Source organism: Pseudoalteromonas sp. MMG010 (assembly GCF_018100905.1).
In the GTDB taxonomy this organism is placed as follows: Bacteria; Pseudomonadota; Gammaproteobacteria; order Enterobacterales; family Alteromonadaceae; genus Pseudoalteromonas.
In genome coordinates, this window is the sequence record NZ_JAGJEG010000006.1 from 170,528 (window position 1) to 183,220 (window position 12,693).

The following is a 12,693-nucleotide window of genomic DNA, read 5'->3' on the forward strand; positions in this document are numbered from 1 at the left end:
ATGCTTTTTTATACTATAAACGCCTCAATGATCTATTTGTGTGTGGCTTGTTGACCAAGCATTAATTAAAGCTTTTACTAAAGAGGCTAAAGGTATAGCGAAAAATACTCCCCAAAACCCCCATAAGCCACCAAAAAATAATACTGCGACAATAATAAATACAGGATTTAAATCAACCGCTTCAGAAAACAGTAAAGGCACTAACACATTGCCATCAAGTGCTTGAATGATGCCGTAAATAATCAAAACAGTCCAAAACTGTGTTTCAAGACCAAATTGAAATAATGCCACTGCGGCAACCGGAAAAGTAACAAGGGCGGCACCAATAAATGGGATTAATACAGAGAACCCGACCGAGAACCCTAACAATGCAGCATAGCGTAAATCTAACACTGTAAACGCAATGAAGCTGGCAGACCCTATAATTAAAATCTCAAACACTTTCCCTCTGATATAGTTCATAATTTGTTGGTTCATCTCATGCCATACTTGCAAAATTAAGCGCCGCTGCTTTGGTATTAACCTTTCTAAGCTTTGCGTCAATTCAAGTTTATCTTTGAGCATAAAAAACACTAATAACGGAACTAAAATCAGATAAATAAGCCAGGCTACAACATCTTTTAGTGAAGTTAATGAAACAGACAATAGCACTTGACCAAAGTCGATCACTTTAGTTTCAACACTGGCCACAACACTTTGCACTTGCTCACTGGTGATTAAACTTGGGTATTGTGCAGGTAGTGCTAGTAAAAATGATTTACCGCGCTCGATCATATGAGGCATTTCATGAACTAAATTACTGGTTTGCTGCCAAAGAACAGGGCCTATCACTAAAATAAGCATGAGCATCACGCTGATAAATATAAGCATAACAATGGCTGTTGCACTAAAGCGCTTTAGACCTAGTTTTTCAAGATGTAACACCGGCCAGTCGAGCAAATAAGCAATAATAATCGCAACAAGTACAGGTACAATTAAGGCGCCAAAAAAGTATAGCAACGCAACTAAAGTAATTAACAAAAATAATAATGTCACTGAATGCGGATCTGAAAATTTACTTTCGTACCACGTTTTTACATAATCAAACACCTAATGGCTCCACTATTAACAACGAAGATTGTTTATCAAATTGATAACGGTAATTATTTTTTTTTAAAAAAAGCTCTATATCTGTAATAGGTTGTTCTAAATCTATAAGAAATTTAATTTTAGATTGTTCAAAATGACTTTTTTTTAAACCTAATTTAAATTGAACAAATTGCTGAGGGCATTGATAATGCCTTAAATCAAGCGTCAACATTGTGATTACCAATAAAAACATATTTATTAACTAACTATTTGCAGTATAAACTTAAAATCTGAATAAAGTCTTAAATTTAATTAACAAACCGATAAGTTTTTCTTAAAACACTCAACACAATGGTTTATTCTTACAAAATAAAAATGACAAGCAGGGATAAGTTAATGTCTGGTACACACAATAAAGCGCAACTTCCTAGTAATCCAACGCTGAAAGAGATTAACTGGTATAAAAAGCAAATTAACTGGGGAGAGTTACCTCCATTTTATCATCTAGTCGCCTCATCAATAGGTGAAACCGAAGGTATTTTAGAGCACGGCTTTGATACTGCAGTGAAACGTTTATTAGATAAACGTAATTGGAATTTAGATGCACTCGATGGTCATATCGATGTCAGTGGTGAAATCCACTGTCAAAACAAACCTCGTATAGCATTATATCAAGTCGTAACAGAGCGAGGGTTTGAGTTATGGGCCCAGCCTTTTGCTAAGGATGTAACGATAGATCAATACATCAAAGATAATAGGTTTATGGAATACCGAGTGTGGGATCCATTAACGATGAAACATTTAATTCGAATAAATCAATTTCATACTTTTATTAATTTTTATTTTGAGCGTGGAGATAAAGCGGATAAAGCCCTTATTCTGCATTGTCATAAAGTCGTTCATAAAATTATTAATTTTTTAAAGCAAGAATTGAACATAGTTGAGGTTTCAGGTGTCTCAGTAAAAGAACTTTATCAACTACAAGAAAAACATAGCCAAGCTTGCAGCGATGAAATTGATATTGCAAGAATTGCGCTTGGTGAAAACATTAGCAAGGAATAAAATGCAGATTAAACTAGCATTTATCACTTTATGCACGGCACTACTCACATTTACGTTATTAATCAGTGAGCCTTTAAAAGCCCAGACTAATTTTACACTCCCCGATTTAGGCACCTCGGCTTTACAAGCACTTCCTCTGGAAAAAGAGCAAGCTATAGGTGAAGTTATGATGATGCAAATACGCGGTGCATCACCTTTAATTAACGATCCTGTGCTTGATGAGTATTTAACAACACTTGGCCGAAAATTAGTCGCAAATGCAAATGATGTTCGTTTTCCATTTAAATTCTTTTGGTTAAACAACAATGACATTAATGCCTTTGCATTTTATGGTGGACATGTTGGCGTGCATACAGGCTTAATAGCCCAAGCCGATAACGAAAGTCAATTTGCTTCTGTGTTAGGGCACGAAATTGCGCACGTCACTCAACGTCACTTAGCTAGACGCATTCAACAACAGCAAGATAATAATGCGTTAACAATTGCGGGCTTAATTGCAGGGATATTAGCCACAGTAGTAGCACCTGATGCGGGTATCGCAATTATTTCGGCAAACCAAACTCAAGCTGCTTTTAGCCAATTAACTCACTCTCGCTCGGCAGAGCAAGAAGCAGACCGCATTGGTATGCAAACGTTAAACAATGCAGGTTTTGACCCTCGCTCATCGAGTGATTTTTTAACTAAGTTAGCGGCACAAATTCGTTATAAGTACAATCCTCCTGCCTTTTTATTAACCCACCCGTTACCAGAAAGTCGTGTGTCGGATGTGCGTTTGCGTGCAGAACAATACCCAAAACGTCAAATTCCCGAAAGCCTTGCGTTTAATTTAGCAAAAAGCAGAGTGTTAGCTCGCTACGCGCAAGAGCCCAAACAAGCTCAAACACTTTTTGAAAAATTACTCAAAGAGCATAGTTTTGATAAAGAAGCACTGAAATATGGATTAGGGATCGCGTACTTAGATCAAGAAAAATATGATAAAGCACAGAGTATTCTTGATGCGTTGTTAAAAAATGATCCAAATAACTTATTTTATATAGATACATATACAGATTTACTTATTGGTCAAGACAAGGCGGATGAAGCTGTCAATTTCTTAGCAGAGAAAAACAAATTCCGCCCTAACAATCAAGTAATTGCACTTAACTACGCTAATGCAGCAATGCACGCTAAAAAAAATCATCTAGCAGAACAGATTTTAAAAACATTTCTACTAGAAAAGCCAGAGCATAGTTTAGCAAAACAATTATTAAGAGATAATTATAAAGATCAAGAAAAGCTTGTCGATTACCATGAAGCAAGTGCCGCTGTTTTGGCACAATATGGCGCTTATATCAAAGCCTCTGATGAAATTCAAAAAGCATTAAACTTTGTAAAACCAACAGAGCTCATTAAACAACAACGTTTAAAAGCGCTGCTTACACAATATCGTCGCTTACAAAAAGAGCTTGCAAGACTTTAAGTCTGCAAGCGCTTAGCCTAAAATAGCGTTCTATTAGTATTTATGGAATATATATATGTCAGTGACTATCTACCACAATCCTCGCTGTTCTAAATCACGCGAAACCCTCGCTTTATTAAAAGATAAAGAGGTATCGTTCACAATTGTCGAGTATTTAAAAACACCATTAAGTGCTCAACAAATTACGACATTACTCTCGCAACTCGATTTTGCCGATGCTAGAGCATTAATGCGTACAAAAGAAGAGATATACAAATCATTAAATTTAAACGAGCAAACACAACAAGAAGCATTAATTAACGCGATGGCACAATATCCAAAGCTTATTGAGCGCCCTATTGTTGTGTGTAATAACAAAGCCGCACTGGGTCGACCACCTGAGAATGTATTAAGTATATTATAATGACAGTAAATATAGTGGTTCTTTATCACTCAAGCCATGGCTCAGTTGATGCTATGGCTCATGAAATTGCTGAAGCGATTGAAATGCAAGGAGACACCGCATTACTTCGTACTTTTGTTGCTAAAAATCCGCACGACATTGTGATAAATAAAGAAGAGTTAGTACAGTGCGATGCACTTGCATTTGGTACTCCGACTCGATTTGGCATGATGGCATCACAAGCAAAAGCATTTTGGGAAACGACTAGCGAGTTATGGTTAAAGGGACAATTGATTGATAAGCCAGCCTGTGTATTTTCATCATCAAGTAGTATGCATGGCGGTAACGAGGCCACCTTATTAAACTTGTCTTTACCACTTTTACATCATGGTATGATGCTATTAGGTGTCCCTTACGATGTGCCTGAATTATTAAGCACACAGTCTGGGGGAACGCCATATGGAGCTACGCATGTAGCTGGTACAGATAATACAAACACATTAACCAAAGAAGAAGTGGCAATATGTCACGCTGTTGGTAAACGCTTAACCCACATTGCGAGAAAACTAAAATGAGTAGCGCTGTTACTGCTAAAAAAACCATCACCAAAAGATTTCAACGAACAGCACTGTTTGGATATATCGGTCTATTAACTTTAATGCCACTATGGATGTTTGTTTTCTTTCCACGAGATGGACACAGTATCGGTTTTATTTTTGCACTTTATATTTTGCCATTGCTACTGCCTTTAAAAGGCATTATTCAAGATAAACCTTACACCTACGCATGGGCTAACTTTATCGTGATGATTTACTTTATTCATGGCTTTACATTATTATGGGTTGCACAAGATGAACTGATTTTTGTTTTACTTGAGTTACTTTTTGCCAGTTCAATGTTTATTGGGTGTACCTATTACGCTAGACATCGAGGACAAGAGTTAGGGTTAAAAATAGGGAAGTTAAAAGAAGAATTAGCCCAAGAAAAAGCGGCTCACGAATACCATAAAAAGTAAAAAGTAGTAAAAGGCGTTATACAACGCCTTTTACTTAAAGCATTTATACCAACTCACTCAACGCCGCTAAAGCCACGATAACAGCAAGTCCTAATTGCGCAATTAAACTAATTAACGATACTGTTCTTAATAAAAACAAACCCCAAGGGTGTTTAATATGCGGGTATAAAGAGCAACGTTTTAAGCTAGTAGCAAAGAAAAAACATACCGCAGTAAACATCGTTAAACCTAACGTCAGCTCACTTTTAATGGCTAAATCTTGTTCAAAAAAGAAAAATAATTGGAGCGGTAATAGTATGGCAACAAGTGCATGTAAAATATGGACTTTTTTAATGCGTAAATACTGCCCTTGAGGCGATAACTCTTTAATACCAAAGTCACGCTCTAGGCACTTAACTAAATTCATCGCTTTTATATGAACGGCTAAACGATAACAACTTAAGCCTTCATTATTACGCAATCTAAAATCGTAACCTGCTTTTAATAACAACACCATTAATGATTCATTTTTAGAAAGCACAGCATAATGAAGCGCGCTATTGCCTATGCTATCAACAGCATTAATATCTTGTTGTGCTAATAATGTTTCGACCACTTTTACATAGCCCTTTTCACAGGCATACATAAAGGCTGTTTTATTCTCGGCATTGGCTAATGTTGCGCTAGCGCCTTGTTCAATAAAACGAGTGGCCATGGTTTGTTTAGCATTATCACTACTTAGGTGGGCGAGTAATGCTTGTTCTAATAAAACCAAAGAGTCTACATCAGGAGACACTTGTTTTAATAATGTAAAATAGTCTTTCCCATTCGCCACTTTCGCGCTGGCTAATTCAGCTAAGTGTGAAATATTATCGACAGAATCAGGTATAAAGCTACTTAAACGCTCTCTAAAGTCGACTTCTTTCCATAATGCTAGAATATCATATGATGAGGCTTTAGCGCCGTAAGACAAAGCATGTTCAATCAGTGTAAAATAACGTTTATCAAACAATAAACTAAGTAGTGATAACTCGGTTGAAACCTGACTTTGTGCAGCCACCGTGGCGTAATTTTCTAAACGCTGGCATAACAATAACGACAGACTTTCGCTAGAATAATCGTTTTCAAGATAATGGGCTTTTGCTGCACTTATATATTGATGAGCTTGTTCGTCAAATTCACTTATGTGTTGAAAATAACATTCTTCAAATGGCTCAAGCGGTAATAGCCAAACTAAATAATATATTGGAGGTAATACAGTCGTACAAACGCCATCATCTTCATTTGTTGAACGACACTGTGGCCATGCTTCTAAAGCATCTAAAATAAACGCGCCATTTTGCTCAACAAGGCCTTTAATGAGTAGAGGATATTCCTTAGGCCATATCAGTACATTTTCCATTAAAACAACACATCTCCAGTGTAGTTTGAGTGAATGACAAGTATAGTAAAACTTAACTGACACCACGCTTAATCTATTTATAATATTCTACCACACCTTGATAGGCGCGCTAGCGCAAAGTCTATGAATATATATAAAAAAATAAAACGCAGTCAGTATAAATTACTGACTGCGTTTTAAAGAAAAAATACGACGGTGTACGTTTATTTAGCTGATAATTCATTAATCACAGTTTCAAGTCCAACATCAGAAATACGTTGAATAACTTCTTTTTGTTTTGCACTTAATAACGAAATCCCTTCAGCCACAATATCATATACTTTCCAGCTTTTATCTTTGGCTTGACGTAATTTAAAATGTAAATCGATGGCCGGACCATTATCATTAATGATTTGTGTTTTTACCGTGGCAAAACCAGAGTCACCTTGTTTAGTCGCTGGCTCAAAAATCACTTTCTGTCCAGTATACTTCATCAGTGCACCGGCATAAGTCCCTGTTAAATAATGCTCTACCGCACTAATAAAACGTGTCGCTTGTGCCCTATCAATGCCTTTAATATGTTTGCCTAACAATTTAAATGAAACAAATTTAATATCAATGTGCGGCATTAATTGTTTTTCCACAATTTCAGCCATATCTTGCTTACTGGCATTACCTTGGCTATTTACTTGTGCAATATCATGAAATAATTGCTGAGCAACCGTTTCAAGTAGCTGATCGGGTGTTTGTTGTGCTTGGGCATACAAGTTTGCACTAAACAAAACAAGTATTGCTAATAGGGTTCTCATTGTTGTCATTGTCTTATAATCTAAATCATGAATATGGCGCTAATTTAACTTTTTATTACACAACAAAAAACCCCATAAATAGCACCTTATTAATGCCGAACAAGCACCAATAATATAAGCTTTTAAATATCAGTAGCTTATAAAGCTACTGGAAACACTCTGTATACAATTACTTTTTACCTATATTGAATTATATAAACTCATCCTTATAACTCTCTTAACTTTTTATTTAAGAGAAGGCACTATGCGTCTATTAAAAGCCCCTATAACACTGACTTTAATCTTACTTTTAGCTTTAACTTCTAAAGCCCACGCGCAAAGGCTTCACGGTTATAGTGTTGATGTTTTAAAAGGTGAAGGGAATGTCGCCGGTATCAAGCTTGCCCATAAATATTACGCTCCACAATTACAAAAGTTAGTTGGCCATGCGAAATTTTATTTTGAGAGCAGTGTCAATGTCTGGCAATTTCATAAAAGTGGTCATTCACAAAGTAATACGGTTGTGGCTATATCACCGGTATTACAATTTCCAGCTTTTAACTTTAACGGTAAACTTTTTTCGATTGAAGCGGGTATTGGCATCTCATTAATTAATAAGACTTATTTTGCAGAGAAAAACTTAAGTACTCACTACCAATTTGAGGACCGTATAGGATTAGTAACAACTATTGGTGATACCGATTTAGCGCTGCGAGTCATTCATTATTCAAACGCAGGCTTTAAGCATCCAAACCCAGGGATAAACTTTCTCACATTGTCGTTATCACAGCCTTTGTAAAGTTATAACAAGGCAATTTCGTACAATTTAAAAATAACAAAGCCTGATTTTGAAACCCATCAAAATCAGGCTTTAATCACATATTTTAAATACTAACCGACAAGCCAATGCGCCATTAACGCGATAACCGGAAGTGTCACTAACGTTCTTAATATAAAAATTATGAACAGCTCAAATATATTAACCGGTATTTTACTACCCAGTAAAAGCGCCCCAACTTCTGACATATAAATAAGTTGCGTTACACTCATTGCGGCAATAATAAAGCGAGTGACATCACTTTCTATACTGCTTGCCGCTAAGATAGAAGGGATAAACATATCAGCAAACCCAACCATAATTGTTTCTGCTGCTTTTTCAGCTTCGGGTATATTTAACAGCTCTAAAAACGGAATAAATGGCTGACCTAAGTAATAAAATAATGGAGTATATTCAGCAATAATAAGTGCAACAGTTCCTATAGCCATAACTACTGGCAACACTGCAAACACCATATCAAGTGCGTTGTGAACCCCTTCTTTTATTGTACCTTTTACGCCCGACGCCTTTTCTGCTTTTGTTAAAGCCACCGTTAAAGCATGCGAAACTAATGTTTTACCGTGTGGTACTTGTTCGGCGTTATGAGCCGGTGCAGTGCCATCTATAAATAAATCCTTTTTAAAGCATAAAGGGGGTAAGCGAGGTACGATAACCGCAGCAATAATACCCGCTAAACATACAGTAAGATAAAAAGGTGCAAATAAATACTCCAGCTTCACCTGCCCTATTACGACCAAACAAAATGTAATCGACACAGCTGAAAAAGTTGTCCCAATAATGGCCGCTTCACGTTGTGTGTAATGCTTGTCTTCAAACTGACGAGATGTCATTAAAATACCGACAGAGCCATCTCCTAACCAAGAGGCAGCACAATCAACAGCACTGCGCCCAGGGACTTTAAATACCGGACGCATCACTTTTGTTAGCAAAGTACCTACCAGCTCTAATAAGCCAAAATTTAATAGTAATGGCAGTAATAAACCAGCCAAAATAAAGACTGACAATAAAACAGGTAACAAATCATTTAAAACCAACAAGCCGGTATTTTCAGAGCTTACCATCTCAGGGCCAATTTTATAAAAGGTCATGAGTACGCATATCATGCCTATTAGGCGGATAAAAAACCAAACAAAATTAACGTTAAACAAATGATTTAAAAGAGGGTTATTACAAATTATTCGCGGTTTAAAAATAACCGTAATAGCAGACATAATACCGGTAATACAAATAATGCATGTAATCAAAGCCAGTGCTGAATCCGCTAAAAAAGCTTGAATAGCTTTTGCCATAATAGCAATAGGAATGGTCATAAACTCGCCACTTGATACCGGCGTCATAAACAAGAGCACGCCAATAAGAGACGGTACTAGAAAAGTAAACCATGTACGTTTACTAAACGGTAAACTTGTTGCTTTATCAGTCATTTTTTTAACCCGCTTAAACACAAAAAGAGCTTAATGCTCTTTTTGTGTCGTTTATTATTGTTTTAAAGTTTTACATTTCGTTTTAGTAGTGCGTCTTCTAGCGCTTGTTGAAGTGCGCTCATGGTGTTTGGATCAAGTAGCTCCCCTTTAGTATCCATCCACGTTAAGCTCGTGCCGTTTGATGGTAATTCACTAACCAAAATTTGGTACTGGCCTTGTTCAATCGGTAACTGCTGTGCTTCATCACCCCAAATTGAATCCCAAACACTGCTTTGCGGCTTATTGTATTGTGCAGTAATCAACCCAGAATCAGGCTTAACTTCTACAATTGTGAAAGACAACCTTTCTAAAAAGCCAGAAAAACGCTCAAACACATTTTCATAGTTTTGCTGTGTAACTAACGCTGCGTTACCTTTGCTATCAAAGCCCATTGTAAAAGAAATATTACCTTGCGCTTTACGTTTATTTATTTCTAATTGACGATATAAAAAGTCATACTCACGAATAACTTGATTAAGCGCAGACACTTCTAATTGTTGCTTAAGAAGATCGGTCAATTCGTTATTTTCACTTTGAAAATCGATTAATTCTGCACGTAATGATGCAGTACGTTGATGTGACTTTTCTTCTATGAAAAACTTAAAACGCTCTAAATCAGGTTGAGTATCATCTCCCCAAGACCACCAATTACTTTCAGGAATGACAAGTGCATACCAGTCTGTTGTTAAAGTATTTTTTTGCTCATCAAAGGCTAGCGCCTGCGTGTTATTCGCACTTAGCGTATCTTTTACTGCACGCCAAATAAATTCATTCAAATCATCTACATAATCATTCTTATCAAAATAAACACGTGATTGTTTATCATTTTCTTCAACCCAGCTACCTTGCGCTATCGTTAATACCTGAGCAGGCGGACGATAGTTTTTCGCTTCTGGGTTTGTTCCATATTGCGCCACATCCATTTTATAAACAGGGTCTTCAGCCGGTGTTTCTAATTGTTCAGGCACTTTAACCGACTCATGGGTACGGTAATTACGCTCATTATGAGCGTCGTTGGTGAAAATACTACACCCAGATAAACTGACCAATGCACTTACAACAAATGCTTTTGGGATCCAATACTGCACAGATAATTCTCCTTAGCAAACCCTTTAATTGTTTTAACAAGTATATGAGTGGGTTATACCGATTTGGTTCAGTATAAAATTAATTTAAACTTAACACTTCTATTTGGATAGCAACTTACGCTCGGTTATATACATAAACTGAACACAAGTCGCAAAATTTTGTCCATGTTACTTTCACACGCCACTAAAAACAAGAAACACTGGACTTAAAACCGCCTAAAGTTGTTGCTGTGTATAGTTTATACGTCTTTTTGTGTTAAACTTCGCCGCCGTATACAGCACAAAGTTTTACACAAACGCTATTTAAATCGTCAACGTACAAATAACCTAGGTATATTTACTTCATGACTGCATTTACAAACCATCAAATTGTCTTGACCGCGATAGGGGATGATAGACCAGGTATAGTCAGTGAATTAACACAATTAGTGAGTGATTGTCATTGTAATATTATTGACAGCCGCATTGCTATTTTAGGCCGTGAATTTACTTTTATCATGCTATTAAATGGTGATATGTCTGCCATCAGCCGTATTGAACATACGTTGCCAACCAAAGCAATGGAGTTAGGTTTATTAACCATGATGAAACGCACTTCAAGTCATGAACCCAGTGAGTTTTGTGCGGGCTATACTTTAGAATATACAGGCATTGATACCCCTGGCACACTGAGCAAGGTAACGCGCTTTTTTGCCGATAATCATATTAGCATTTGCTCACTAAAGTCAGACACAGATCAAGTTGAGCAAGACACCACTATGCGCTGTGAAATTGAATTTAATATCCCCATTGATGTAGATATAGATAAATTTAAAATTAGTTTTGAGAACTTATCACACACTCTCAACGTAGATTATATTTTTAGACGAATTCGTTAAGGATTTTTATTATGAATAAAATAAGCCCAATACAAGCTGGTGATAAAGCCCCGGCTTTTAGCCTACAAAATCAAAATGATGAAACCATTTCGCTAACTGAATTACTTAAAGAACAACAAGTATTAGTGTACTTTTACCCTAAAGCATCGACACCGGGTTGTACTGTTCAAGCAGAGAACTTACGAGACAACCAAGATGAATTAGCTCAGTTTAACACGCGTGTTGTAGGTATTAGCCCCGACCCAATCAAACGATTAAAAAACTTTGAAACTAAAAAAGAGCTAAACTTTGATCTTTTAGCTGATGAAGATCATGCGATTGCTGAGGCATTCGGTGTATGGGGCTACAAAAAATTTATGGGCAAAGAATACGATGGCATTCATCGCCTAACGTTTTTAGTTGGCCAAGACGGTACCATTAAACATTTATTTGATAAATTCAAAACCAAAGAGCATCATCAAGTTGTATTAGATTATTTAGCGTCAGAACAACGCTAACGATAACCCATAAAAAAAGCGCCCTTTAATTAAAGGGCGCTTTTTTATTTATTCACATTATAATTTATGCAAATACTCAACTAAAAACTAACTAATACCCAAATATTTATGAACTTGAATTGATAAACGCCAGTTTTTTGCAATGCAGGTTTCTATTGCCAGTTTAGTCGCTGATGTTTTTTGGCTAATTGGCTGTAAATATACCAATGCAGGGTTAACCCCGGTTTTAGCAAACAACGCTTCTAATTCATCAACATGCTTTTGCATTGCGACTGGGTGCTTAATTTCGTTCGCCCGTTGCATCGTACTTGTCAGTACTTCGTAACCACCGCGCATATTAATTTTTGGTGATACCGTAACCCACGTCTCTTCAGGAGCTAAAATTTCAAATGTGCCACTGGTTTCTATTTGCGTAGAAAAGCCATGTTCATGTAATAAATTACACACGGGGTTTAAATCAAACATACAGGGTTCACCACCGGTTATCACCACATGTTTAGCGCTATACCCTCTTGAGTCAAACAAGGCTAAAATTTGCTGAGCATTGGCATCTGCCCAATGATCTGAATCGGCTTTTTTCTCTACTGTTTCATCTAGCGATACTTTATATACATTATCAACATCCCAGGTTTGCTTAGTATCGCACCACGAGCAACCAACCGGGCAGCCTTGTAAACGTAAAAAAATTGATGGTGTACCAGTAAAACTCGCTTCACCTTGAATCGTTTCAAACACTTCATTAATTTTGTACAAAAGAAATCTCACTTAACCGCTAGCAACTATTTTGTTACTATA

General features: G+C 36.7%; 15 protein-coding genes. 8 read left to right on the forward strand and 7 right to left on the reverse strand.

Annotated features, from left to right (window positions below; all coding sequences use genetic code 11):
• Positions 1 to 24 precede the first annotated feature (24 nt).
• Both J8L70_RS08605 and J8L70_RS08610 read right to left on the reverse strand, forming a co-directional pair.
• The gene (locus J8L70_RS08605; RefSeq protein WP_211055133.1) at positions 25 to 1,089 is read right to left on the reverse strand and encodes an AI-2E family transporter; all 1,065 of its coding nucleotides are present in this window, start codon (positions 1,087 to 1,089) and stop codon (positions 25 to 27) included.
• Entirely contained in the window at positions 1,082 to 1,300 is a 219-nt protein-coding gene (locus tag J8L70_RS08610) for a sulfurtransferase TusA family protein (protein ID WP_211055134.1), read from the reverse strand. The genes J8L70_RS08605 and J8L70_RS08610 overlap by 8 nt, the downstream gene beginning before the upstream one ends.
• A 164-nt stretch (positions 1,301 to 1,464) precedes the next feature.
• Between J8L70_RS08610 and J8L70_RS08615 the strand changes: the two genes are divergently transcribed.
• Genes J8L70_RS08615 through J8L70_RS08635 form a run of 5 tightly spaced genes read left to right on the forward strand, consistent with a single transcriptional unit; the run spans position 1,465 to position 4,986 of the window.
• On the forward strand, positions 1,465 to 2,130 hold the full coding sequence (locus tag J8L70_RS08615; RefSeq protein WP_211055135.1) for a hypothetical protein: 666 nt from the start codon (positions 1,465 to 1,467) through the stop codon (positions 2,128 to 2,130).
• A gap of 1 nt (position 2,131) precedes the next feature.
• Positions 2,132 to 3,589, forward strand: coding sequence for a M48 family metalloprotease (locus J8L70_RS08620; protein WP_211055136.1), 1,458 nt, complete (start codon positions 2,132 to 2,134; stop codon positions 3,587 to 3,589).
• Positions 3,590 to 3,644: 55 nt separating this feature from the next.
• Positions 3,645 to 3,992, forward strand: a complete 348-nt coding sequence (gene arsC / locus J8L70_RS08625) for an arsenate reductase (glutaredoxin) (RefSeq protein ID WP_211055137.1) — start codon at positions 3,645 to 3,647, stop codon at positions 3,990 to 3,992.
• A complete protein-coding gene (gene wrbA / locus J8L70_RS08630; RefSeq protein ID WP_211055138.1) occupies positions 3,992 to 4,546 on the forward strand; it encodes an NAD(P)H:quinone oxidoreductase in 555 nt (184 codons plus the stop codon). Before arsC ends, wrbA begins: the two co-directional genes overlap by 1 nt.
• Positions 4,543 to 4,986 (forward strand): DUF2069 domain-containing protein, encoded by a 444-nt coding sequence (locus J8L70_RS08635; protein ID WP_211055139.1) that lies wholly within the window; start codon positions 4,543 to 4,545, stop codon positions 4,984 to 4,986. Before wrbA ends, J8L70_RS08635 begins: the two co-directional genes overlap by 4 nt.
• A gap of 43 nt (positions 4,987 to 5,029) precedes the next feature.
• On the opposite strand, the gene J8L70_RS08640 is transcribed toward J8L70_RS08635, so the two are convergent.
• Both J8L70_RS08640 and J8L70_RS08645 read right to left on the reverse strand, forming a co-directional pair.
• Positions 5,030 to 6,367 carry an ankyrin repeat domain-containing protein gene (locus J8L70_RS08640; RefSeq protein ID WP_211055140.1) on the reverse strand — a complete coding sequence of 446 codons (1,338 nt, stop codon included), beginning with the start codon at positions 6,365 to 6,367 and terminating at the stop codon, positions 5,030 to 5,032.
• Positions 6,368 to 6,570: 203 nt separating this feature from the next.
• Positions 6,571 to 7,164, reverse strand: a complete 594-nt coding sequence (locus J8L70_RS08645) for an ABC transporter substrate-binding protein (protein WP_211055141.1) — start codon at positions 7,162 to 7,164, stop codon at positions 6,571 to 6,573.
• Positions 7,165 to 7,399: 235 nt separating this feature from the next.
• On the opposite strand from J8L70_RS08645, the gene J8L70_RS08650 reads away from it, so the two are divergent.
• A complete protein-coding gene (locus J8L70_RS08650) occupies positions 7,400 to 7,933 on the forward strand; it encodes an acyloxyacyl hydrolase (RefSeq protein ID WP_211055142.1) in 534 nt (177 codons plus the stop codon).
• A gap of 92 nt (positions 7,934 to 8,025) precedes the next feature.
• On the opposite strand, the gene J8L70_RS08655 is transcribed toward J8L70_RS08650, so the two are convergent.
• Together J8L70_RS08655 and bamC are read right to left on the reverse strand one after the other, a co-directional pair.
• On the reverse strand, positions 8,026 to 9,396 hold the full coding sequence (locus tag J8L70_RS08655; protein WP_211055143.1) for a YjiH family protein: 1,371 nt from the start codon (positions 9,394 to 9,396) through the stop codon (positions 8,026 to 8,028).
• A gap of 62 nt (positions 9,397 to 9,458) precedes the next feature.
• Positions 9,459 to 10,523 carry an outer membrane protein assembly factor BamC gene (gene bamC, locus J8L70_RS08660; RefSeq protein ID WP_211055144.1) on the reverse strand — a complete coding sequence of 355 codons (1,065 nt, stop codon included), beginning with the start codon at positions 10,521 to 10,523 and terminating at the stop codon, positions 9,459 to 9,461.
• A 344-nt stretch (positions 10,524 to 10,867) separates the two neighbouring features.
• Between bamC and J8L70_RS08665 the strand changes: the two genes are divergently transcribed.
• On the forward strand, positions 10,868 to 11,401 hold the full coding sequence (locus tag J8L70_RS08665) for an ACT domain-containing protein (protein ID WP_211055145.1): 534 nt from the start codon (positions 10,868 to 10,870) through the stop codon (positions 11,399 to 11,401).
• 11 nt (positions 11,402 to 11,412) lie between these two features.
• Positions 11,413 to 11,898: a thioredoxin-dependent thiol peroxidase gene (gene bcp, locus J8L70_RS08670; RefSeq protein WP_211055146.1), complete on the forward strand. Its 486-nt coding sequence runs from the start codon at positions 11,413 to 11,415 to the stop codon at positions 11,896 to 11,898.
• Positions 11,899 to 11,985: 87 nt separating this feature from the next.
• Here bcp and queE read toward each other — a convergent pair whose 3' ends face one another.
• Entirely contained in the window at positions 11,986 to 12,651 is a 666-nt protein-coding gene (gene queE / locus J8L70_RS08675; RefSeq protein ID WP_211055147.1) for a 7-carboxy-7-deazaguanine synthase QueE, read from the reverse strand.
• Positions 12,652 to 12,693: the final 42 nt, after the last annotated feature.